We start from the raw sequence: 22,873 nt of genomic DNA, 5'->3' as shown, positions 1-22,873 counted from the left end.
ATGTGACCGCGCAGCTCGCGCAGCATCCGACCGCGCATGCCGGTCACGGTGTGCGGGCCGACCGTCACCGTGCCCGATGTCGCGGGGACGAGCCCGTTGATCGTGCGGATGAGCGTCGACTTGCCCGAACCGGACAGGCCGACGACGGACACCATCTCGCCCGCCGCGATGTCGAGCGAGACGCCGCTGAGGGCACGGGTGCCGTTGGGATAGGTGACCGACACGTCGTCCAGACGGATCGACCACGACGCGGAGGCCGGGAGTGGTGCCCCGGCCTCCGCGCGGAGCGCATCAGCGTGCATGCAGCGGATCTCTCATCTGTGGTGAATCAGGTGTGGGTCGTCAGTTCGAGAACTCGCCGAGGATCTCGCCGTAGCGGTCGATCTCCTCTTCAGCGGTTTCGCTCGTCCAGTCCGACAGACCGACGAGGTCGAACATGACCGATGCTGCTTCCTCAGAGGAGTCGGCGTAGTCGTCGAGCAGCTGCGTCAGCTCGGCCACGAGGTCGTCGGGCAGCGACGGGTTCACCGCGACGCCGCCGTTGGGAATCATCTCCGTGTAGGCGAACGCGACGACCTTCTCGGCGATGTCCGGTGCCTCCTCGGCGACCGTCGTACGCGCGTCCCAGTAACCGAAGCTGACCTCGGCGTCGCCGTTGTAGACGGCGAGGACGGCGTTGTTGTTGCCCTCGACGGGCACCTGGGTGATGCCGGCATCCGTATCGACGCCCTGGTCGCGCATCGCGACGACCGGGTACTGGTAGCCGGCGGGCGAGGTCGCGGCCTGCAGGGCGACCTTCGTGCCGTCGGTGATCTCACCGAGCGCCTCGACCGCCGCGGGACCCGAGCCGGTGGATTCGCCGCCGTCCTCCTCGATGCCGTTGCACGAAGACAGTTCGATGCCGCTGGCGGCATACGTCGACATGACCGGCTCGTCGTCGCAGTACTTGTCGGGGTTGTTCGTGTAGGCGACGGCGGCGTACGAGGTGGCGCCGAAGCGCACATCGCGCAGGATCAGTTCGGCGTCGTAGCGCTCGGTGGCGTTGTAGAGCGAACCGGCGTCGGTGATGATGACCTGCGCCTGGTCGGTGCCGAGCGCTTCGACGGTGGCCGCGTAGTCGGATGCGACGACGCCTTCCACCTCGATGTCGAGGTTCTCGGACAGGTAGGCGGTGAGCGGGTCGAGAGCCTGGGCGAGGTCTTCGCCCTCGACCGAAGGAACGAGCGACAGGGTGATGGACGAGGGCCATTCGGTCGCTTCGCCGCCCGTGTCGCCCTCGGAGGAGCTGCTGGCGCAGCCGGCGAGGGTGAGTACGGCGACTGCGGCGATGCCCGTGGTGAGCAGGGACTTACGCATGCGGATCGTGCCTTTCGGTGAGGGTGGTGCCGGTGGGGGTACTACTGGATGCCGCATCGGCGGCCCAGGCTTCGATGTCGCCGTACAGGTCGGCGATGGTGCGTCCGCGCATCGTGACAGCGGCCGGGGATCGTTCGGCGGTGGCGCCGACGAGCGCGGTCGTCGCTCCGAGGTCGGCCGCGGGGGCGAGGTCGAACGCGAAGATGTCGCCGACGGAGAGCACCGGGCCGTCGATGACGGCCGCGCTGACGATGGGAACGAGCCCATCCGGTTTGCCGACGGTGAAGTGCAGCTCGTCGAACAGATCCGCGACGTGCCAGCCCTCGAGCACCGGGCGAATGCCGGCACCGGGCGCGTTCGTCGCGAGGACGACGCGTGCGTGCGTGCGGACCGTCGCGAGGAAGACGGCGAGACCCGTGGGCGGGGCGATCGCCGCTTTCTCAGATCCGAGCAGCGCCCGCGACGACTGGTAGGCGGCTTCGAGGGCATCGACTGTCACGCCCTGCTCACCGGCGAGAGTGCTGATCACGTCATACCCGTCGCGCGCTTCGCTCTCGCCGCGCTCGAACGCGGAGACGGCGGCCATGGCGCGGTCCGTGAAGGCGGCGTCACCGGCGGCGGAGGCGATGGCCCGAGCGAAGGCCTCGAGGGGACCGGCGCCCAGCGCGATGGTCCCATCGAAGTCGAAGATGATGGTCGCGGTCACTGCTCTCCTGCTCGGTTCTTCGGGGTCATCGGCCACGGTCGGACGATGCGTCCACAGTTGCACCTGGATGTGGACGATCTGACCACAGAGCGTGAACGTCACGTGAACTCCGTGTCCGACCTCGCCCGTAGGCTGGATGCATGCGTTTGGCCACCTGGAACATCAACTCGATTCGCACCCGCGTCACCCGCACTGTCGACTTCGCCGTACGCGAAGACATCGACGTGCTCGCGCTGCAGGAGATCAAGTGCAAGCCCGAGCAGTTCCCGTATGAGCCGTTCGAGGCGGCCGGGTACCAGGTCGAGGCGCACGGCCTGAATCAGTGGAACGGCGTCGCCATCGCCAGCCGCCTGCCGATCACCGATGTCGAGACTTCATTCGCCGGGATGCCGGGCTTCGCGAAGGGCCATGAGGGGCCGGATGCTCCGCTCGAGGCCCGCGCACTGGGCGCGATGATCGACGGCGTCAAGGTGTGGAGTCTGTACGTGCCCAACGGCCGGTCGCTCGACGACCCGCACTACGCGTACAAGCTGCACTGGCTCGACGAACTGCGCAAGGCGACGGCCGCCGAGCTGCAGGCGAAGCCCGACCTTCCGCTCGCCCTGGTCGGCGACTTCAACATCATTCCGTTCGACTCCGACAACGGCGACCCCGACATCGTCGAAGGCGTCTCCACGCATGTGTCGCCGGAGGAGCGCGCCGCATTCTTCGCGTTCCAGGATGCCGGGGTCACCGACGTCGTGCGTCCGCTGATCCCCGAGGGCTTCACGTACTGGGACTACCAGCGCCTGAAGTTCCCCCGCAACGAGGGGGTCCGCATCGACTTCGTCCTCGGTTCGCGGGCGCTGGCGGATGCCGTCACCGCAGCATCCATTCATCGCAATGAGCGCAAGGGCGAGCAGCCCAGCGATCACGTGCCGGTGGTCGTCGACCTCGACTTCGGCGGCGCCGACGACGACGGCGATATGCCGATGATCTTCGCGTGAGCGGCTGGGGTTAGGGCTTCGACTCGCTGCTGTGAAGGCTTCGACTCGCTGCGCTCGCTCAGCCCGTTTCGCCTTCGTCGCCTCCGGCGACTCCGCTCAACGCCCGGGTTCCTGCCTCCGCTCAACGCCCGACGGCTGCCACACGCGGGCCGTTGAGCGAGTGGAGCGAGACGAAACGCGTTGAGCGACGAGCGCAGCGAGGAGTCGAAACGTCCATCCGCCCTCACCCGAATCCGTCGCAGGGCGGATGCCACGGCATCCGCTCCCCCGTACCGTTGAGTCATGTCCGCATCCTCTCGCGCGCTCACGCCGCGTCAGCGTCAGGCCGACGCGCTGCTAGCCGTCGTCGTGTTCCTCACCGGAATCATCAGCGCCGCGCTGTCGGCGATCTCGCAGATCTACGGCGACGAGCAAGCACCGCTCTGGCAGGCACTGATCTACCTCGCGGTCGTGTCCGCACCGTTGGCGTTCCGCCGGGTCTGGCCGGCGCCGGTCCTCATCATCGTGTCCGTCGCGTATTTCATCGGCGTCTCCCTCCGCATCCCCGAGGTCTACGCCGGCAACATCGCCGTGTTCATCGCGCTCTATACCGTTGGCGCCTGGATGGCCAACCGTCGCGCGGCGTTCGTCGTGCGTGCCGCGATCATCACCGGCATGTTCGTCTGGCTGCTGTTCACGATGTACCGCGATGCCATCGACACCTCCCGCGAGGAGGACGTCATCGCGGGCGCGATGTCGCCGTACCTCGCCTACATGCTGCTGAACCTGCTCATCAACGTGCTGTACTTCGCGGGCGCGTACTTCTTCGGCGAGCACGCCTGGAAGTCCGCCATGCAGCGCCAGGCGCTCGAGCAGCGCACCGCCGATCTCGAACACGAGCGCGAGGTGACCGCGGCGCAGGCCGTCGCCCTGGAGCGGGTGCGCATCGCCCGTGAGCTGCATGACGTCGTCGCCCACCACGTGTCGGTCATGGGCGTGCAGGCGGGCGCGGCACGAATGGTGATCGATCAGGATCCGGCGCGCTCGAAGGACATGCTCGGCGGCATCGAGGCATCCGCGCGCACCGCGATCAGCGAGCTGCATCACCTGCTCGAGACGCTGCGCTCACCGGACGGCGAGATCGAGGAGGCCGCGTCCACCGTCGAGCTCGTCGACATCGCGGCGCTCGTCGACGCGTCGAACGCCGCGGGTCTTCCCACCGAGTTCTCCGTCGTGGGCGAGGAACGGCCGGTACCCTCCGTCGTACAGGTGAACCTCTACCGCATCGCCCAGGAGTCGCTCACGAATGCCCGTCGTCACGCCGGCACGGCCGCCACGGCCGACGTGCGCCTGCGTTACACGGACGACGACGTCGAGCTCGAAGTGGTGAACACCGGCCGGCGTGTGCTCGCACCGCGCCCAGGCATGGGGCAGCTCGGGATGCGTGAGCGTGCGCTCGCCTCTGGGGGGACGATCGAGTCCGCGCCGCGCGAGCAGGGCGGCTGGCGGGTGCGTGCCCAGATTCCGCTCGTCGATTCACCAGATCTCGTGGGAGCCCCCGCATGACCGCTCCGATCCGCGTCCTCCTCGTCGATGACCACGCGGTCCTGCGCGCCGGGTTCCGGACGATCCTCGACACCCAGCCCGACATCACCGTGGTCGGCGAGGCATCGACGGGCGCCGAGGCGGTGGCACAGACATCCGTGCTGAAGCCCGACGTGATCAGCATGGACGTGCAGATGCCCGACATGGACGGCATCGAGGCGACGCGGCGGATCGTCGCCGACCCCGACGTGCGCGCCGCGATCGCGATCGTCACGACCTTCGACCGCGACGACTACCTGTTCAACGCCTTGGATGCTGGCGCCAGTGGCTTTCTGCTCAAGAACAGCGGTCCGGAGGATCTCGTCGCCGCGGTCCGCGTACTCGCCGCCGGCGACGGGATGCTGGCACCGGAGGTGACTCGGCGTGTCGTCCAGCGGTACGCGGCGAAGGTGCCTGGCGCGGAGAGTGCGGCCGCGGCATCCGCTCCGGTCGAGCTCGCCGACCCGTTCACGGAACGCGAGAGCGAAGTGCTGGCGCTGATGGCGGAGGCGATGAGCAACGCGGAGATCGCCGCGAAGCTCTTCATCGGCGAGGCGACCGTGAAGACGCACGTGTCACGAATTCTGCAGAAGCTCGGCGCGCGCGATCGCGTGCAGGCCGTGGTGCTGGCGCTGCGCGGGGGATTGGCGTAGCGGGCTCCGCGCAGATTCTGTCCGGGCACTGTTCGTAGCACTCGATTCGTGGCCATGTCCCAGCCGACCGCTATCGTTGCAGAACAACTTTCAGGGGGCATATGTCGAAGCGCGGTTCAAAGTATTCAGCGGCGGCAAAGGCGAAACGGCACCGTGGCTCACTCGCCTGGGGAATTCTGTTCGCAACTGGATGGGTCTTCGCGACAATCGGAATGATGCCCGTCGCGCGGGCGGCTCTGCAACCAGCTCCCGGCGCGCAGCCGAACGAGTTCGGGGCCTTTCTGCTTACGCAGGTCTTCGTCGGTGTTCTGCTGATCGTTGCGATCATCCTCCTCATCATCGGGGTCGTTGGTGAGGTCAAGTCCACGAAGTTCAATCGCAGGGACGCCGTGCTCGCCCATGCGATGGGCGATCGTCTAGCGGCGCTGTCTACCGAACCGCGATCGGCGATGTACGCCGTCGACACCGCCGAGAACGCGGACGGTTCCTGGGATCACCGCATCACTGACGCCATCCCGTTGGAGGTCGAACGACACTTCGACCAGCAGACGCTGGGATCCATCACCGGTGCACTGCAGACTCGCATGAGCCTCTTCGGCACGACGGTCGGTATCGGTGTCGTCAATCGTCGAGGAATCGGATTCGGCGGGGCGCTCACAAAGGGACGCGTGCACGGAACCACCCAAGCAGATCTCACGGTCAACGAGACGACACGTGCGAACCTCATGGGTGACGGGCTGTTCTCCACGTATTCGACCGGCGAAGACTCCTGGCGCCTCATCGCGATGCCCAATACGGCCGCACAGGAGTGGCTGTACAACCTGCTTCTCCAGCTGTGGCATCACTTCGGATCAGACGAGACGCATACGGGACGCACCGTCGGATCCTGGGTGGGACCACTGACACAGACTTTCACGCCGTCTGATGTCTCCTATGCGACCGATCGACTGACGCATATCCTGTCGAGGCCGTTCGAAGCCAGACCACCGGTGACGTTTTCCGGCACACTGATCGGCCGCAATGCGATCCTTGCGGCCGAGTTGACACTGCCGGATGGAACCCGATTGGAGATGCTGCCCATCCGGCTGCCCGCCCGTCTCGCCGCAGCTGTTCTCGCCGCCGAGGCAGACGCAGTCCCGCAGATCGAAGCCACCGGAAACGCTGAGCTCACTGATTGAGGTGGGATGACGGATGCCCCGGCTTGAGCCGTGCGGAAGCAGCTTTGACCATTTCCTTACTCTTTCGATTTTCTCCGCCGGGAGATATTCTCGCAGGAAAGGAGGTTCATCATGCCGACCGCAACGATGACGAGCAAGGGGCAGATCACCGTCCCCAAGGAGGTACGAGAAGAGTTGCGCCTCGAGGCCGGATCGAGAGTCACGTTCGTGCGATTACCTGATGGCAGCTACTCCCTTTCGGCCCGCACCCGATCCCTTGCAGACCTGTCCGGCATTCTCTACGACCCGAACCGTGCATCGATGACGATCGAAGAGGTCAACGATGCGATCGCAGAGGGCGGTGCTGCAAGCGGCATGCACGGCATGACGCCGTCGCGATGATGCTCGTCGACCAGCTCACCGGGATCGACACGAATGTCCTGCTCAGGTACCTGACGCGCGATGACGAGGCCCAGCATGCAGCAGCGGAGAGATTGCTGCTGTCGTTGACCGAGAGCGCTCCCGGATTCATCACTCAGGTGACGCTCGTCGAGGTCTATTGGACGCTCGCCCGCAGTTTTCGCTACAGCAAAGGTGAATCGCTCGCGGTGATCCGCGGCCTCCTCGAGAGCCGAACTCTGGAGTTCGAGGACGGCGAGGGAGCGATGCTGGCTCTCCACTTCGCCGAAGAGGGCGCCGACTTCGCTGATGCTCTCATTCACCAGGCCGCTCAGCAGTTCGGTGCGAGCACGACCGTCACCTTCGACCGGAAGGCCGCCGAAACGCTGGGCTGGACGCTGCTGGAGAGTTGAGACCGAGCACGACGAAGCCGTCCGACCTGACCTCTTGACGAGGTCGGCCGGACGGCCCTGTTGGTCGAATTGCTTAGGCGTTCACGAGCTCCGAGGAGTGCTGCACGCGGTTGATGAGGCCGTTGAACGCCTCGAGGTAGCCGACGAGGAAGCCGGCGGTCGAGTCGTCGGTCACCTGGCCGTCATCGGTGAACAGGCCGGGACGGTCCTGGATGAAGCCCTCCGGCTGGCCCATGGTGACGGCGCTGAAGTGGCCGAGGATCGCGCGCAGGTGCTGCTGTGCAGCGGCGGTCGCGACGCCCGAGCCTGAAGCGCCGATGACGGCGACCGGCTTGCCGAAGAACGACATCTCGCCGTACGGGCGGGTCGACCAGTCCAGGGCGTTCTTCAGGACGCCGGGGATGGAGCGGCTGTACTCGGGGGTCACGATGATGACGCCGTCGACGTCTGCGATGGCCTTCTTGAAGTCGACCGCGACCTGCGGGAAGTCGCCGTCGAAGTCGGGCGAGTAGAAGGGCAGGTCCTTGATCTCGATCTCGACGAGCTCGGTTCCCTCCGGAGCGAGGTTCTGCAGCACGCGCGCGAGGCGGCGGTTGATGGAGGTGCTTGAGATGCTGCCTACGATGTATCCGATGGTGCGAGTCACAGGGAGTTTCCTTCTGTTCGGGCTCAGACGAGCTGGGGATGTTCGGTGAGTGCAACGACCACCCGGGGAATTCTATTCCGTCGCATGTAAGAGGCGGCTGAGCGCTCCGCCCGGCGGCGGACGGCGAAGATCCGCCCTGGGGGGGATGCCGCACCCCGAGCCCGTTCCATAACGTGGAGCCATGCGATGCACAGAACGAAGGAGTGAGTAAGTGACTTCAGGAACCTTGCAACTGGACGGCGTCACGAAGAGCTACGGCTCTCGGCGCGTGCTCGACAATGTCTCCTTCCCGGTTCACGCGGGCCAGCTGACCGGCTTCGTCGGCGGCAACGGCGCCGGTAAAACCACGACGATGCGCATCATCCTCGGCTTGCTCGTCTCGGACGGCGGAACGGTCACCCTCGGAGGCAAGGAGCTGACCGGCGACATCCGCCGCCAGTTCGGTTACATGCCCGAAGAGCGCGGCCTGTACCCGAAGATGAAGGTGCTCGAGCAGGTCGTGTACTTTGCGCGCCTGCACGGGTTCACCAAGACGGATGCCACGACCAAAGCCACCGCACTCCTCACCGAACTCGGGCTCGACGAACGACTCAACGACAACATCGAGACCCTCTCGCTCGGCAACCAGCAGCGGGCGCAGATCGCGGCATCCCTGGTGCACGACCCGGAGGTCCTGATCCTCGACGAGCCGTTCTCGGGCCTGGACCCGCTTGCCGTCGAAACCGTCGCCGGCGTGCTGCAGGAGCGCGCGTCCCGCGGCGTATCGGTACTGTTCTCGTCTCACCAGCTCGACGTGGTCGAGCGCCTGTGCGACAACCTCGTCATCATCGCCGGGGGCACGATCCGTGCCGCGGGACCCCGCGATCAGTTGCGCGAACAGCACTCCGCGCCGCGGTGGGAGCTCGACGGCACCAGCGATGTCGGCTGGCTGCGCGACGAGCCCGGCATCACCGTCGTCGACTTCGAGGGCGGCAGCGCCGTGTTCGACGCGGACGACCCCGCCACCGCGCAGAAGGTTCTCCGGCGCGCACTGCAGGATGGCGACGTCCGCAGGTTCGGTCCGCAGCTTCCCACTCTCGCCCAGATCTTCAAGGAGGTCATCCAGTGAACGCGTCTCCCACACCCACGGCCGTCTCGACGGGCCAGGGCATCTGGCTCGTCGCAGAACGTGAGATCAGCACCAAGCTGCGCAGCAAGGCCTACCTGTTCTCGACGGCGATCTTGCTGCTGATCGCACTCGCCGGCGTCATCTGGGCGGGGTTCGCCTCGTCGAACACCGACTCAACGCCGGTCGCGGCGACGAGCGCGACAGCATCCGCTCTTTCGGAGCTCGACGGCTTCGACGTCACCGAGGTCGCGGATCGGGAAGAGGCGACCGCGCTCGTTGAATCGGGCGAGGTCGACGCCGCTGTGATCGATGATGAGTCTTCAGCGACCGGTCTCGTCGTCATTGCCGACGAATCCGCTCCGCAGAGCCTGCTGACGGCGGTCTCCGTGACGCCGGAGGTCGAACTGCTCAACCCGGATGCCGCGAGCGGACCACTCCGCTACATTCTCGGCATCGCGTTCGGACTCGTGTTCATGATGGCGGCGATAACGTTCGGCACGCCGATCGCGACCAGTGTCGTCGAAGAGAAGCAGACACGAGTCATCGAGATCCTGCTCTCCAGCATCCCGGCGCGCGTGTTGCTGGCCGGCAAGGTGATCGGCAATACGATCCTGGCGATCTCGCAGATCCTGCTGCTCATGGCGGTGGGAACCATCGGGCTGATCGTCACCGGTCAGACCGGGCTTCTGTCGGGACTCGGCGGCCCGGTGATCTGGTTCGCGGTGTTCTTCCTGTTCGGGTTCGTGCTGCTCGCGGCAATGTTTGCCGCGGCGGGGGCGATGGTGTCGAGGCAGGAGGACGTCGGCGCCACGATGACCCCGGTGATGTACCTGACGATGATCCCGTACTTCCTGGTGATCTTCTTCGGCGACAACCCGGTCGTGATGACGGTGCTGTCGTATGTCCCGTTCTCGGCGCCGGTCGGTATGCCGATCCGGCTGTTCTTCAACGAGGCCGAGTGGTGGGAGCCGCTGGCGTCGCTGGCGATCATGCTCGTGTCGTGCGTGATCGTGATCCTGCTCGGCGCGAAGATCTACGAGAACTCGCTGCTGAAGATGGGCGCGCGCGTGAAGTTCCGCGAGGCGCTGCGGGGCTGAGCGCCGCGGGTGGGCCCCGCTCCGAGACTGCATTCCGCGGATGAGACGTGCCGGACTCCGGCCGTTCTCATCCGCGGAATGCAGTTTCACGGGGCGGGGTATTGCGCTCACGAGTCGTACGTGTTTCACTCCTATTACAACTTTCAGTACTTCATGAAAGTTCATTGACTACTGAACGGAATTCCCTCTAGCGTGCTGAGGAACCGGCTGCGAACCCGAGCAGCCCATCCCCGCCACACCCGGATGGATTCCAAACGGTGTGGCTCAAGGAGGAGTTATGCACAGCAAGGCACGACTGGTGGCGGCCGCTTCAGCAGTGGCAGCACTGACACTCGCGGGATGCTCGGCGGGATCGACCGATGGCGGAGGCGACAATGGCGAGCCGATCCGGTTCGCGGTCGAGCAGCCCGACTCGATGATCCCCGGCAATCAGTTCAGCTCCTACGTGATCCTGGAGTCGATCTTCGCCCCGCTCACGCAAGTCGAAGAGAGCGGCGAGGTCTCCTTCGTCGCGGCGGAATCGGTCGAGTCCGATGATGCGCAGACTTGGACGATCACGCTCCGCGACGGCTGGACGTTCCACGACGGCGAACCCGTCACCGCACAGGACTACGTCGACACCTGGAACTACGCCGCGTATGGCCCGAACGCGTGGGTGAACGGCCCGCAGTTGGCGAACGTCGCCGGGTACGCCGACCTGAACCCGGCCGAAGGCGAGCCGAGCGCCACCGAGCTCACGGGGCTCTCCGTCGTCGACGATCGCACGTTCACCGTCGAGCTGTCAGCTCCCGATCGCCAGTACCCGCTGCAGCTCGGGATCGGCCAGACCGGGCTGTACCCGCTGCCCTCCGAAGCACTCGACGACCTCGAGACGTGGGAAGAGGCACCCGTCGGCAACGGGCCGTTCGAGCTCGCCGACGGCTGGAGCGAGTCCAACCCGATCGACGCGGTCGCCTACGAGGACTACGCCGGGGATGAGCCGACCCTCGACGCTGTGACTTTCGTGCCGTATCTCGACACCGCGACCTCGTACACCGACGCCCTCGCCGGTGACATCGACATCGCGACGATCGCCGCCGGTCAAGCCATGCAGGCACGAGACGACTTCGGTGACAATGTCTACGAGCTCGACGCGCCGGGAGTCGATTTCCTCGGCTTCACGCTGACCGACCCGCGGTTCTCCGACATCCGCGTCCGCCAGGCGATCTCGATGGCGATCGACCGCGAATCGATCAACGACGCCGTCTTCGGCGGATCCCAGGTACCCGCGACGTCGTTGACGGCGCCGAGCATGCCCGGAGACCCCGAAGGCGTGTGCGGGGAGTTCTGCGAGTTCGACCCGGATGCCGCGAAGGCACTGCTCGACGAGGCCGGCGGCTTCGACGGGGAGATGAAGGTGCACTTCGTCGCCAACTGGGGCCAGGAGGACTACTTCGAGGCGATCGCCAACCAGTTGCGTCAGAATCTGGACATTGAAGCCGTGGTGGCCAGCCCCTCCGCAGACTTCGCCGCCTTCACCGATCTGGTGCAGAACGCGGAGACCGATGGGCCGTTCCGTGCACGCTGGGGCGCTCTCTATCCCAGCCAGCAGAACACTCTCACCGCGGTGTTCACCCCGACCGGTGAGGGAAACTTCGGCGCCGGCGGGTACAGCAACCCCGAGGTCGATGAACTGCTGCAGCAGGCGAACGCCGCCGACACTCTCGAGGAGTCTCTGGATGGTTACGTGGCCGCGCAGGAGCGGATTCTGGAGGACTTCCCGACCGTGCCGATGTTCGGCAACCGCTACCTGTACGTGACCTCAGACCGCATCGCCGAACTGCACACCAACGCCGGCGCTGTCGATGTGCCCAAGATCGCCGTCGCCGGCTGACACCGCGGCGCCCTCTCACAGAAACGGAGCACACCGAACGTGCACGACCCCCAGGCGGCGCTCGGCACGGCGGAGGATATTCTTCGCCGTGCCGGCGCGGTGCCGCAGCTGACCAGCATCCCCACCGTCGACGAACTGAACGCCGGTCTCGAGCGTCTGCGCGCCGAGCATCCGAACCTCATCTCGTGCGAGCGGATCGGCACAAGCCGACTCGGCGAGCCGATCTGGCTCTACCACGTCGGAGCAGGCCGTCGATCGGCGCTCATCGTGGGCGGGGTGCACCCGAACGAACCGATCGGGTCGCTGACGATCCTGCACCTGGTCGAGCAGCTCGCGGTCGACGCCGCTTTCCGCACCGGCGCCGATACCGCGTGGCACGTCGTGCCCTGCGCTGACCCGGACGGGATGCGCCTGAACGAGGGGTGGTTCGCCGATCCGTCCGACCGCGGGCTGTACACCCGCGAGTTCTTCCGGCCCGCTCCGGATGAACAGGTGGAGTGGACGTTCCCGTTCGCCTACAAGGACGCTTACTTCGACGCCATGATGCCCGAGACGGTCGCCCTCGCCCGCGCCATCGATCTCACCACGCCCGATCTGTACGTACCGCTGCACAACAGCGAGGGCGGCGGGGCGTACTTCTACGTCTCGCGCCCGATACCTGCGCTTTACCCCCTGCTGCACGAGATCACGGCATCCTGCGGGGTTCCCCTGCACACCGGCGAGCCGGAGGGCGCGCACTTCACCGTGCTCGCCGACGCGATCTACGAGATGGGCACGCTGCAAGATGCCTACGACTGGACCGAAGAGGCGGGCCTGGATCCCTACCCGCCCGGCAGCGCCGGGGAGGCGTCGACCTCGTACGCCAATCGATACGGCGCGCTGTCGCTGATCGCCGAGCTCCCGCAGTTCGGCGACCCGGCCGCCGACGACTCCACGCTGACCGACACGATCCACCGCGATGCGCTGCGACGCTGCGGCGAGCGCCTCGTCGAGACCGGCCGCATGCTCACCGGCCTCATCGCCCAGGTCGACCCGCATGTGCGGATGGACACGCCGCTGCTGCGGGCCGCCCGCGTCTTCTCACCCATGGCGACCGGCGCCGGGGAGGCCGATCTCCTCCGGGCCGAGAAGGAGGACGACCGGCGCGCCACCGTGGCCGAACTCGGCAGTCTCAACGGGGTCGTCAACCTGCATCGCCTGCGCTGGGGCGGGATGCTGCGACGCGCACTGACCGCCGAAGTCGCAGCGGGCGTCGCCAGCCCGGAGGTGCGACGCGCGGCCACCGAGATCGAGGCCGTCTTCGACGGTTGGCTCGCCGAGGCGCGAGCCGGCGGCGACGCTCCCCCGCTCCCCCTGGCGCAGGTCGTCGGAGTGCAGTACGGGGCGATCCTCGCCGCCCACGCCCAGCTGGAGCGCCCCTGATGCAGGTGATGTCCAGATGCGCGTGACACTCGGCGTTCTGCAGCGGCTGGCCGGCTTCGCGCTGGTCTTCGTCGGCGTGACGTTCATCATCTACGTAGCGGTCTTCAGCCTGCCCGGCGACCCCATCCGCGCGCTGGCCGGGGACCGGCAGCTTCCGCAATCGGTGGTGGATGCCATCAACGCGAAGTACCTGCTCGATCAGCCGCTGTGGGTGCAGTACACGAACTACCTCGGCAATCTGCTCACCGGAGATCTCGGGCTCGACCTCACCGGGCGTTCGGTGGCTGACAAGCTCGCTGCGCGGTGGCCCGTGACCATCACGCTCGCTCTCACCGCCTGGGTGATTCAGATCATTCTGGGCCTTGCGGTCGGCATCGTCTCAGCGTTGAAGAACGGCACCGTGATCGACAAGGGACTGCTGGTGATCAGCATCGGCCTGAGCTGCATCCCCGTGTTCGTCCTCGGCATCACGGCGCAGATCATCTTCGGCGTGCGGCTGGACTGGCTGCCCGTCGCCGGGATCAGCGACGGCTGGCCGCTGTCCTACCTGCTTCCCTCACTGGTGATCGCGGCGATCGGACTCGCCTCGGTCTCCCGCCTGGTGCGCGGGTCGATGATCGAGAACCTCGAGGCCGACTACGTGCGCACGGCACGGGCCAAGGGCATCGGCGAGGGGCGCGTGGTGGGTCTGCACGTCATGCGCAACTCCCTCATCCCGACCGCCACGTTCCTGGCCACCGACCTCGGATTCCTCCTCGGAGGCACGGTCGTCATCGAGGGCATCTTCAATCTCCCGGGCGTCGGCAACCTGCTCTTCACGGCGATCCGCGACCACGAGGCAGCCATGGTGGTCGGGATCTCGACCGCTCTGATCGTCATCTTCCTGCTCACTTCGCTGCTCGTGGACGCCATCCACGCGTTGCTCGACCCGAGGATCCGCCGTGCCTGAGAACACCCCACCGACCACCGCGAAGATCCCGGCTCCCAAGACCACCCGGGTCGTTCTGCCCCAGAAGCCGCGGAGCCCGTGGCGGATGCTGCTGCGCCGGCCGCTCTTCTGGCTGTCGGCCGTCATCCTGCTGGTCATGCTCGCGTTCGCCGTGGCACCGGCACCGTTCGCCGGACTCTTCGGCAACGGAGATCCCCGGGCGTGCGACCTGGCGAACAGCAAGATCGAGTCGGCACCGGGGCATCCCTTCGGGTTCGACCTTCAGGGATGCGACATTTGGGCCGGAGCCGTGTACGGAGCCCAAGCATCGATCTCGGTCGGCCTGCTCGCGACCACCATCTCGCTGGCGATCGCCTTGATCATGGGCCTCATCGCCGGCATGGGCGGTCGTGCCGCCGACTGGATCGTGTCGCGCCTGACCGAGGTGTTCCTCGGGTTCCCGTTCCTACTCGCTGCCATCGTCGTACTGAACATGCTCGGGTCGCGGAGCGTCCTCACGGTGGGCATCGTGCTGGGGGTGTTCGGCTGGCCGATGATGGCGCGACTCATGCGCGCCTCGGTGCGCTCGGTCACGGGCGCCGACCACGTGCTCGCCGCCCGCACGATGGGCCTGGGCACCGGGCGGATCGTCGCCCGGTATGTCGTTCCGAACGCTGTGCAGCCCGTGCTGCTGCTGGCCACCCTCACGGTCGGCGCGGTCATCGTCGCCGAGAGCACGCTGACATACCTCGGTGTCGGACTCTCCTCGCCCGCCATCTCGTGGGGCCTCCAGATCGCGGCGGGCTCTCGGGTGTTCCAGGCTTCTCCGCACGTGCTCGTGCTGCCGAGCGTCATGCTCGCTCTCACCGTGCTCGCCGTCGTCGCCCTGGGCGAAGAGCTGCGCAGCGTCTTCGATCCGCGCGAGCGCCGGTGAGGATGGGATGCTGAGGATGCAGCAGAAGGGATCGAACATGGCCGATGACACCCCCGAAGAAGTCGACGAGCGCGAGCAGTATCGGCGCGAGTTCGCCGAGGAGATCAGTCTCATCTGGGAGATGACGGGCACGTCCCGCATGGACGGCAAAGTACTCGGGTACCTGATGATCATGGACCAGCCGTACATCTCTTCCGCCGATCTCGCCACGGCGCTCAGTGCCAGCACCGGCGCGGTCTCGATGGCGACGAGACGGCTGATCGACACGAACTACATCCGCAGGCATCCGGTACCCGGCGACCGCAGCCACTATTTCAAGGCGGAAGAGGATCCGTGGGGCAGCTTCCTGGCCAACGAGCGCCGGTATTTCGATCGGCATATCCGCTCGATCGACACCGCGCTGCACTGGCTCGGGCCCGAGGAGAACAACGCACGCATTCGCCTCACCAACGGACGCGACTATCTGGAATGGGTGCAGGACTACCACCACAAGATGCTCGCCGACTGGCAGGAGCACAAGCGCGCCCGCGATGAGGGTGCAGACAAGGGCTGACGATGAGCGCATCGACCGACGACCAAGGACTCGACACGACGTCCGACGCCGTGCTCGGCATCCGCGATCTGCGGGTGCGATTCGGTAAGCGCGATCCGATCGAGGTCGTCCACGGACTCGACCTCGACATCGCGCAGGGCGAGGTCGTCGCCGTGGTCGGCGAATCCGGATCGGGCAAGTCGGTGACAGCACTGTCGGTGATCGGGCTGCTGCCCGAGAACGCGCGCGCCACCGGGTCGATCACCTTGCAGGGGCGCGAGCTCCTCGGGCTGGAGGCGAGCGAGATGCGCCGTCTGCGCGGAGCCGAGATCGCGCTGATTTCGCAGGATCCCGTGGCCTCCCTCAACCCGGTCTTCACCATCGGCTTCCAGGTGGTCGAGGCCGTACGCGCGCACGATCGCAGGCTGAGCACCCGCGCCGCGCGCCAACGGGCGGTGGAACTGCTCGAGCTCGTCGACCTGCCCGAGCCCGAGCGGCGCATGAAGCAGTACCCGCATGAACTCTCCGGTGGGCAGTGCCAGCGCGTCGGCATCGCGATGGCGCTCGCATCCGACCCGCGGCTGCTGATCGCCGACGAGCCGACCACCGCACTGGACGTCACCGTGCAGGCCGAGGTTCTCGACGTGCTCGCAAGAATCGGGCGCCAGGAAGGCCGGGCAATCCTGCTCATCACGCACGACATGGGGGTGGTCGCCGAGCTCGCCGATCGGGTGGTGGTCATGCGCGACGGGGAGCTCGTCGAGCAGGGCTCCGTACGCGGCGTTCTTCTGAAGCCGACCGCGCCGTACACGAAACAATTGTTGAGCGCGGTGCCGCGGATCGGGTCACGTTTGGCATCGGTTGCGGAGCCGACGACGGATGCGGTCGAGCTGGACGTCGCGGATCTCGAGGTCACCTACGGTGGCCGCATCCGCGGCCTGTTCCGCGCAGTCGAAGGAGTGAGTCTGCAGGTGGGGCGCGGGGAGATCCTGGGGCTAGTCGGCGAATCCGGCAGCGGCAAGTCGACCATCGGGAGGGCGATCATCGGCGCAGCTCCGGTCACGGGAGGGTCGATCCGGGTGGACGGGGTGGACATGCTCTCAGCGTCGCGTGCCGTGCGGCGTGAGACCCGACGGAAGATCGGTGTCGTGTTCCAGAACCCGGCACTGTCGCTGAATCCGCGTTACACCGTGCGGCAGAGCGTGGCCGAGCCGCTGCATGCGATCCGAGGCCTGCAGGGCAGCGAGCTGAGCGACCGTGTGGATGCTCTGCTGGACTCGGTCGGACTGCTCGAGCGAGCCGCGCGCTACTCGCACGAACTCTCCGGAGGGCAGAAGCAGCGTGTGGCCATCGCCCGCGGCGTCGCGCTCGACCCGGATCTGCTCATCGCCGATGAGCCGACCAGCGCACTGGACGTGTCCGTGCAGGCTCAGGTGCTGGATGTGTTCCGCGAGTTGCAGGAGCGGCTGAAGTTCGCGTGCGTGTTCATCAGTCATGACCTGGCCGTCGTCGACGAGCTGTGCGACAGTGTGACGGTGCTGCGGCGCGGAGTGGTGGTCGAGTCCGGATCGCGTGAGCGCGTGCTCCAGCATCCGTCCGACGATTACACGAGGCGCCTGCTCGCGGCGGCGCCCGTGCCGGATCCTGATCTGCAGCAGGAACGGCGCGCTGCTCGCCTCGCGATGGTGTGAGTGACGCCGTGTGACGAACGCTCAGGCGGTCTGCATTAGCCTGAATGGATCGAGGACGACGGGGTCCCCGGGTTCGAAATCTCCCGCCGACCCGAAAGGCACCATGAGCACTCACACCCTCGAGCGCACAGCTGAGACGTCCGTCCCGATCCTCGACATCCTCTCGGCACGCTGGAGCCCCCGCGCCTTCGATTCGAACACCCCGATCGACGAGGACAAGCTCGCCGCCGCTCTCGAGGCTGCCCGCTGGGCGCCGTCGGCGAGCAACACCCAGCCCTGGCGATTCATCGTCGCCCGGCGCGGAACCGACCTGCACGCGGCGATCGACAACGCGCTGATGGGGTTCAACCGCGAGTGGGCCGGCAACGCGCAGGTATTGATCGCAACGTTCGCCGAAGAGACGGATGCTGAGGGCAACCCGCGCCCGTGGGCACACTACGATCTGGGTCAGGCAGCGGCGCACCTGTCGGTGCAGGCCCACGCCGACGACTTGTACGTGCACCAGATGGGCGGCATCGAACGCGACGTGCTGCGCGCACTGCCCGGCGTCGAGGACCGCTTCACCCCGGTCTCCGTGATCGCGCTGGGTGAGCTCGGCGATGCATCAGCACTGTCGGAGAAGCTGCAGGAGCGCGAGACCGCTCCCCGCGCACGGCGCCCCCTCGCTGAGACGGTCATCGCCTCCGCCTGACGCGACTTCAGGATCGAAGGCTTCGACTCCGTCGCTCCGCGCCTCCGCTCAGCCCGTTGCGTCTCCAGCGGCTGCGCCGCCTCCGCTCAACGCCCCGCCCACCGCCGGTCGTTGAGCGGAGGGCGAACGAGCTCAACGCCCCACCCACCGCCGGTCGTTGAGCGGAGGGCGAACGACCTCAACGCCCCGCCCACCGCCGGTCGTTGAGCGGAGGGCAAACGAGCTCAACGTCCCGCCCACCACCGGTCGTTGAGCGAAGGGCAAAGCCCGAAGACGAAACGGGTTGAGCGAGCGGAGCGAGTCGAAGCCTCCTATCCCCGCGACGTCCACCAGCAAACTCAACGCCCCGCCGGGGCCAGCCCGTCCAGGGCAACGGCCAGGACATCCCGGGCGAGCTCTGCTCCGCCTTCACCGCCGCTGGGGCGATACCACTCGACGATCGAGTTGACCATGCCGAACAGCAGGCGCGTGGCAACCGATGGATCGACGTCTGCCCGCACGGTTCCCTCGGCCTGCGCGGCCTGCACCAGCTCCGTCACCTCGCGATCGAAGGCGCGCCGCCGATCAAGAGCCGCCCGTTCGACGTCGCTGTTGCCGCGCACCCGCAGCAACAGCGTGACATACGCGAGCCGGTCGACGAGCACCAGCACCGCTCCGCGCAGCACCTGCTCGAGCCGGTCGCGGGCTGACCCGTCGCCGGCATCCTTCAGCACCCCTTCGAGGCCGCCCAGCGCCTCGTCGAGCGCGACCTCGAGCAGCGCTTCCTTCGAGACGAAGTGGTGGTACAGCGCCGACTTCGACAGGCCCAGTCGAGCGGCCAGCGACGCGACCGAGGTCGCCTCGTACCCCTGCTCGATGAACATCTGCACGGCGATCTCGAGGATCTGATCCCGGTCATAGCCGGGGCGTCCTCGACGCGCGGGCGTCTGATCAGGGTCTGGCACAATCCCCAGTCTGGCACGCGCGGCACGCGCGACATCCGTGATTGCCGAGCCCCGGCATCCTTGCCATACTTGATTACTGAACGAACGGTCAGAAATTACGTTACTCCGACGACGCAGTCAGGTGGGCAGATGAGCGAGGCACTTCTCGTCGATCGACGCCCCGACCGCGTCATCGCGCATCTGAACCGCCCGGACAAGCGCAACGCCATCGATCGCGAGATGATCGACGAGCTCCATGCACTGTGTGCGGACCTCGAGGTCGAGCCGCGCACACTCATCCTCGCGAGCAGCGGTGACGACTTCGCCGCTGGAGCCGACATCGCCCAACTGCGCGCCCGCCGCGCCGCCGATGCACACCGCGGCATCAACGCGATGGCGTTCATCCGCATCAGCGCCCTGCCTATGCCGGTCATCGCCGCGCTCGACGGCTACGCGCTCGGCGGCGGCGCTGAGCTCGCGTACGCCGCCGACATCCGCATCGCCACCCCACGTCTGAAGATCGGCAACCCCGAACCGAACCTCGGCATCATCGCCGCGGCAGGAGCCTCGTGGCGCCTCCGCGAGATCGTCGGCGACGGCCTCGCGACCGAGATGCTGCTCACCGGGCGCACCCTGACGGCCGATGAAGCGCTCGCCGCCGGCTTGGTGTCGGGCATCCACCCGGCCGGCGATCTGCTGACGGCGGCGCACGCGATCGCGGACCGGATCGCCGCCGCGGACCCGCTCGCGATCCGGCACACGAAGACCGCCCTGCGCACGCCGCGCGACGCCCACCCCGCCATCGACGGCGAACTGCAGGCAGAGCTGTTCGAGAGCCCGGAGAAGATGCGGCGGATGACGGAGTTCCTCGAACGGAAGGGGCGCCGATGAAAGTCGGAGTGCTCGGCGGCGGACGCATGGGCGCGGGCATCGCGCACGCGTTTCTGCTGGCCGGCTGCGAGGCCGCGATCGTCGAGCGCGACAATGCGTCGGCGGATGCTGCGGCGCACCGCATCCGCGACATCATCGCGCGATCGATCGATCGAGGAACGACCGATCGCGGCGCCGACGAACTGAATGCCGCCCTATCCGTCGGGCACGATGCCGCGGCATTCGCAACCTGTGACCTCGTGATCGAGGCGGTGCCAGAGGACCGCGCGATGAAGGCCGAAGCACTGTCCCGAATCGAACGCACAGCGCCGGATGCCGCTGTCGCATCGAATACGTCCGCCATCTCGATCGACGACCTGGCAGCCCCCCTCGCCCGCCCGGATCGGTTCCTGGGGCTGCACTTCTTCAACCCGGTGCCGGCCTCGACGATGGTCGAGGTCGTCGTCGGCGCGGCGACGGCTCCCGCGGTGGTCGACCGGGCGCGGGGCTGGGTCGAGATGCTCGGCAAGACACCGATCGTCGTCCGCGACTCCCCCGGCTTCGCCTCCAGCCGGCTCGGGGTGGCGCTGGCGCTGGAGGCGATCCGGATGCTGGAGTCCGGAGTCGCCTCGGCGGAGGACATCGACCGGGCGATGGAACTCGGCTACCGGCATCCGATGGGCCCGCTGCGCACAACCGACATCGTCGGGCTCGACGTACGACTCGGCATCGCCGAAGAACTCCAGGCGAGCCTCGGCGAGCGCTTCGCCCCACCCGCTCTGCTGCGCCGGCTCGTCGCCGAGGGCAAGCTCGGCCGCAAGAGCGGCGAAGGCTTCTACACGTGGGAGCGACCAGGACAGGAGACACCATGACGTCATCGCCCGAGATCGTACCGAGCTACCTGCAGGATGCGTGGTGGACGCCGGACCCCGTCGGAGAAACCACGGTCGTCCGCGACGCCTCGACCGGGGAGCAGATCGCCCAGGTCAGCACCGAAGGACTCGACCTCGCCGCCGCCCTTGATCATGCCCGCACGGTCGGTCAGGCATCGCTCGGCGCGCTGACCTTCCACCAGCGCGCCCTGCTGCTGAAGCAGTTCGCGCTCGCGCTGACCGAGCGCAAAGACGAGCTGTACGAACTCTCGGCGCGCGCCGGTGCGACGAAGGCCGACTCGTGGGTCGACATCGACGGCGGCATCGGCGTGCTGTTCGCCTACTCGGGCAAGGGTCGTCGCGAGTTGCCGAATGCCCAGGTGTACGTCGACGGACCGGTCGAACCGCTCTCCAAGGACGGCAGCTTCCTCGGTCGGCACATCTACACGCGGCTGCCCGGTGTGGCCGTGCAGATCAACGCGTTCAACTTTCCGGTATGGGGCCCATTGGAGAAGCTGGCTCCCGCATTCCTCGCCGGGATGCCGTCGATGATCAAGCCCGCCACCCCCACCGGCTATGTGACCGAGGCGATGGTGCGGATCCTCGTGGAGGCAGACCTGCTGCCCGCCGGGTCGCTGCAACTCGTCAGCGGCAGTGTGCCGACGCTCTTCGACGCACTGCGCGTCGGCGACACCGTCGGGTTCACCGGCAGCGCATCGACGGCCGCAGCGCTGCGCGCGCAGACGCCGTCCGGCGTGCGATTCACCGCTGAGACCGATTCGATCAACGCGTCGGTGCTCGGCCCGGATGCCGTCGCCGGCACACCGGAGTTCGACGCGTACATCCGCCAGCTCGTCGTCGAGATGACCACGAAGGCCGGCCAAAAGTGCACGGCGATCCGCCGCGCGATCGTTCCGACCGGTCAGGCCGATGCCGTGATCGACGCGGTTCGCGCGCGGATCATCGACAAGGTCGTGCTCGGCGACCCGCGAGCCGAGGGCGTGACGATGGGGCCTCTCGTGTCGATCGAGCAGCGCGACGAGGTGCTGCGCCAAATCGGCGCCCTCGTCGACGGCGGTGGACGATTCGTCGTCGGCTCCGCCGAGTCCGCCGAACCAGCGGGGGCCTTCGTCTCGCCGGTGCTGCTGCGCTTCGATGACGCGCACGCCGAGGCCGTCCACACGGTGGAGGCATTCGGCCCGGTGTCGTCGTTGATCACATACGACACCGTGGCAGAGGCATCCGACATCGTCGCTCGCGGGGGCGGTTCCCTGGTGACCAGCGTCGCCACGCACGACCCGTCGTTCGCCGCCGAGATCATGGCCGGCATCGCCGCGTCGAACGGGCGCGTGCTCTTCCTCGACCGCGATGACGCCCGCGCCTCGACCGGTCACGGGTCGCCGATGCCGGGTCTCGTGCACGGCGGGCCCGGTCGGGCCGGCGGCGGCGAAGAGCTGGGCGGCATTCGCGCAGTGCTGCACCACATGCAGCGGACGGCCGTGCAGGGATCGCCCGAGATGCTCACGGCGATCACCGGCGTGTGGCATGCGGGTTCTGCGGCGCACGATGACGGCATCCATCCGTTCCGCAAACCGCTCGCGCAGCTGCGGATCGGAGATCGGATCGCCTCGCGCACCCGCGAGGTCACGCTCGACGACATCGAGACGTTCGCGCACTTCACCGGCGACACCTTCTACGCGCACATGGACGAAGAGGCGGCCGCCGCGAACCCGTTCTTCCCCGGACGCGTCGCGCACGGCTACCTGCTCGTCTCCTGGGCCGCCGGGCTCTTCGTCGATCCCGAGCCCGGGCCGGTGCTCGCCAACTACGGGCTGGAAGACCTGCGCTTCATCACTCCGGTGTCGCCGGGCGACAGCATCCGCGTCGAACTGACCGCGAAGCAGATCACGCCGCGCGAGACCGACGAGTACGGCGAGGTTCGCTGGGATGCGCTGATTCAGAACCAGCGTGACGAGGTGGTCGCGACCTACGACGTACTGACCCTGGTCGCGAAGGAGTAGGGCCAGCCGGCGCGCAGGCGAGAGGACTTGTG

At 67.2% G+C, this 22,873-nt stretch carries 23 protein-coding genes; 18 read left to right on the top strand and 5 right to left on the bottom strand.

The features are described from left to right. From ACTICP_RS04640 to ACTICP_RS04630, 3 genes are all read right to left on the bottom strand, one after another. The coding region (locus tag ACTICP_RS04640) for an ATP-binding cassette domain-containing protein (RefSeq protein WP_441889983.1) at positions 1–302 on the bottom strand (302 nt) is incomplete at its 3' end. A gap of 40 nt (positions 303–342) precedes the next feature. Continuing rightward, positions 343–1,356: a phosphate/phosphite/phosphonate ABC transporter substrate-binding protein gene (gene phnD / locus ACTICP_RS04635; RefSeq protein WP_441889981.1), complete on the bottom strand. Its 1,014-nt coding sequence runs from the start codon at positions 1,354–1,356 to the stop codon at positions 343–345. Continuing rightward, positions 1,349–2,164 (bottom strand): HAD family hydrolase, encoded by an 816-nt coding sequence (locus ACTICP_RS04630; protein ID WP_441889979.1) that lies wholly within the window; start codon positions 2,162–2,164, stop codon positions 1,349–1,351. The genes phnD and ACTICP_RS04630 overlap by 8 nt, the downstream gene beginning before the upstream one ends. 38 nt (positions 2,165–2,202) lie before the next feature. Here ACTICP_RS04630 and ACTICP_RS04625 point away from each other — a divergent pair, with 38 nt between their 5' ends. From ACTICP_RS04625 to ACTICP_RS04600, 6 genes are all read left to right on the top strand, one after another. After that, complete coding sequence (locus tag ACTICP_RS04625; RefSeq protein ID WP_441889977.1) at positions 2,203–3,048, top strand: exodeoxyribonuclease III; 846 nt, start codon at positions 2,203–2,205, stop codon at positions 3,046–3,048. Positions 3,049–3,330: 282 nt separating this feature from the next. Beyond that, positions 3,331–4,593 (top strand): sensor histidine kinase, encoded by a 1,263-nt coding sequence (locus ACTICP_RS04620; protein ID WP_441889975.1) that lies wholly within the window; start codon positions 3,331–3,333, stop codon positions 4,591–4,593. Further along, on the top strand, positions 4,590–5,264 hold the full coding sequence (locus ACTICP_RS04615) for a response regulator (protein WP_441889973.1): 675 nt from the start codon (positions 4,590–4,592) through the stop codon (positions 5,262–5,264). The genes ACTICP_RS04620 and ACTICP_RS04615 overlap by 4 nt, the downstream gene beginning before the upstream one ends. 215 nt (positions 5,265–5,479) lie before the next feature. Beyond that, positions 5,480–6,442, top strand: coding sequence for a hypothetical protein (locus ACTICP_RS04610; RefSeq protein WP_441889971.1), 963 nt, complete (start codon positions 5,480–5,482; stop codon positions 6,440–6,442). 111 nt (positions 6,443–6,553) lie between these two features. Beyond that, the gene (locus ACTICP_RS04605) at positions 6,554–6,823 is read left to right on the top strand and encodes an AbrB/MazE/SpoVT family DNA-binding domain-containing protein (RefSeq protein ID WP_441889969.1); all 270 of its coding nucleotides are present in this window, start codon (positions 6,554–6,556) and stop codon (positions 6,821–6,823) included. Then, positions 6,820–7,233, top strand: coding sequence for a PIN domain-containing protein (locus tag ACTICP_RS04600; protein WP_441889967.1), 414 nt, complete (start codon positions 6,820–6,822; stop codon positions 7,231–7,233). Before ACTICP_RS04605 ends, ACTICP_RS04600 begins: the two co-directional genes overlap by 4 nt. A 73-nt stretch (positions 7,234–7,306) precedes the next feature. On the opposite strand, the gene ACTICP_RS04595 is transcribed toward ACTICP_RS04600, so the two are convergent. Beyond that, complete coding sequence (locus tag ACTICP_RS04595) at positions 7,307–7,879, bottom strand: NADPH-dependent FMN reductase (protein WP_441889965.1); 573 nt, start codon at positions 7,877–7,879, stop codon at positions 7,307–7,309. Positions 7,880–8,090: 211 nt separating this feature from the next. Between ACTICP_RS04595 and ACTICP_RS04590 the strand changes: the two genes are divergently transcribed. The 9 genes from ACTICP_RS04590 to ACTICP_RS04550 all read left to right on the top strand — a co-directional run bounded on the left by ACTICP_RS04590 (position 8,091) and on the right by ACTICP_RS04550 (position 18,155). Beyond that, positions 8,091–8,987, top strand: a complete 897-nt coding sequence (locus ACTICP_RS04590) for an ABC transporter ATP-binding protein (protein ID WP_441889963.1) — start codon at positions 8,091–8,093, stop codon at positions 8,985–8,987. Continuing rightward, complete coding sequence (locus ACTICP_RS04585; RefSeq protein WP_441889961.1) at positions 8,984–10,084, top strand: ABC transporter permease; 1,101 nt, start codon at positions 8,984–8,986, stop codon at positions 10,082–10,084. Before ACTICP_RS04590 ends, ACTICP_RS04585 begins: the two co-directional genes overlap by 4 nt. A 277-nt stretch (positions 10,085–10,361) precedes the next feature. Then, positions 10,362–11,957: a peptide ABC transporter substrate-binding protein gene (locus tag ACTICP_RS04580; protein WP_441889959.1), complete on the top strand. Its 1,596-nt coding sequence runs from the start codon at positions 10,362–10,364 to the stop codon at positions 11,955–11,957. A 39-nt stretch (positions 11,958–11,996) separates the two neighbouring features. Further along, positions 11,997–13,379: a M14 family zinc carboxypeptidase gene (locus ACTICP_RS04575; protein WP_441889957.1), complete on the top strand. Its 1,383-nt coding sequence runs from the start codon at positions 11,997–11,999 to the stop codon at positions 13,377–13,379. Positions 13,380–13,395: 16 nt separating this feature from the next. Next, a complete protein-coding gene (locus ACTICP_RS04570) occupies positions 13,396–14,328 on the top strand; it encodes an ABC transporter permease (protein ID WP_441889955.1) in 933 nt (310 codons plus the stop codon). Continuing rightward, complete coding sequence (locus ACTICP_RS04565) at positions 14,321–15,241, top strand: ABC transporter permease (RefSeq protein ID WP_441889953.1); 921 nt, start codon at positions 14,321–14,323, stop codon at positions 15,239–15,241. Before ACTICP_RS04570 ends, ACTICP_RS04565 begins: the two co-directional genes overlap by 8 nt. Positions 15,242–15,278: 37 nt before the next feature. Then, positions 15,279–15,794, top strand: coding sequence for a GbsR/MarR family transcriptional regulator (locus ACTICP_RS04560; RefSeq protein WP_441889951.1), 516 nt, complete (start codon positions 15,279–15,281; stop codon positions 15,792–15,794). 2 nt (positions 15,795–15,796) lie between these two features. Further along, positions 15,797–17,464: a dipeptide ABC transporter ATP-binding protein gene (locus ACTICP_RS04555; RefSeq protein WP_441889950.1), complete on the top strand. Its 1,668-nt coding sequence runs from the start codon at positions 15,797–15,799 to the stop codon at positions 17,462–17,464. Between the two features lie 103 nt (positions 17,465–17,567). Then, on the top strand, positions 17,568–18,155 hold the full coding sequence (locus ACTICP_RS04550) for a nitroreductase family protein (protein ID WP_441889949.1): 588 nt from the start codon (positions 17,568–17,570) through the stop codon (positions 18,153–18,155). Between the two features lie 338 nt (positions 18,156–18,493). Here ACTICP_RS04550 and ACTICP_RS04545 read toward each other — a convergent pair whose 3' ends face one another. Then, positions 18,494–19,099 carry a TetR/AcrR family transcriptional regulator gene (locus ACTICP_RS04545; RefSeq protein WP_441889947.1) on the bottom strand — a complete coding sequence of 202 codons (606 nt, stop codon included), beginning with the start codon at positions 19,097–19,099 and terminating at the stop codon, positions 18,494–18,496. Positions 19,100–19,228: 129 nt separating this feature from the next. On the opposite strand from ACTICP_RS04545, the gene ACTICP_RS04540 reads away from it, so the two are divergent. From ACTICP_RS04540 to paaZ, 3 genes are read left to right on the top strand one after another with little or no spacing between them, the layout of a single operon-like run. Next, positions 19,229–19,969: an enoyl-CoA hydratase/isomerase family protein gene (locus ACTICP_RS04540; RefSeq protein ID WP_441889945.1), complete on the top strand. Its 741-nt coding sequence runs from the start codon at positions 19,229–19,231 to the stop codon at positions 19,967–19,969. Then, positions 19,966–20,820: a 3-hydroxyacyl-CoA dehydrogenase family protein gene (locus tag ACTICP_RS04535; RefSeq protein WP_441889943.1), complete on the top strand. Its 855-nt coding sequence runs from the start codon at positions 19,966–19,968 to the stop codon at positions 20,818–20,820. Before ACTICP_RS04540 ends, ACTICP_RS04535 begins: the two co-directional genes overlap by 4 nt. Next, the gene (gene paaZ / locus ACTICP_RS04530) at positions 20,817–22,841 is read left to right on the top strand and encodes a phenylacetic acid degradation bifunctional protein PaaZ (RefSeq protein WP_441889941.1); all 2,025 of its coding nucleotides are present in this window, start codon (positions 20,817–20,819) and stop codon (positions 22,839–22,841) included. Before ACTICP_RS04535 ends, paaZ begins: the two co-directional genes overlap by 4 nt. The last annotated feature ends 32 nt before the right edge of the window (positions 22,842–22,873 follow it).

Origin of the sequence: Microbacterium sp. (genome assembly GCF_052102115.1) — a bacterium.
Lineage (GTDB): Bacteria > Actinomycetota > Actinomycetes > Actinomycetales > Microbacteriaceae > Microbacterium.
This window is presented reverse-complemented; position numbering and strand designations above follow the sequence as displayed.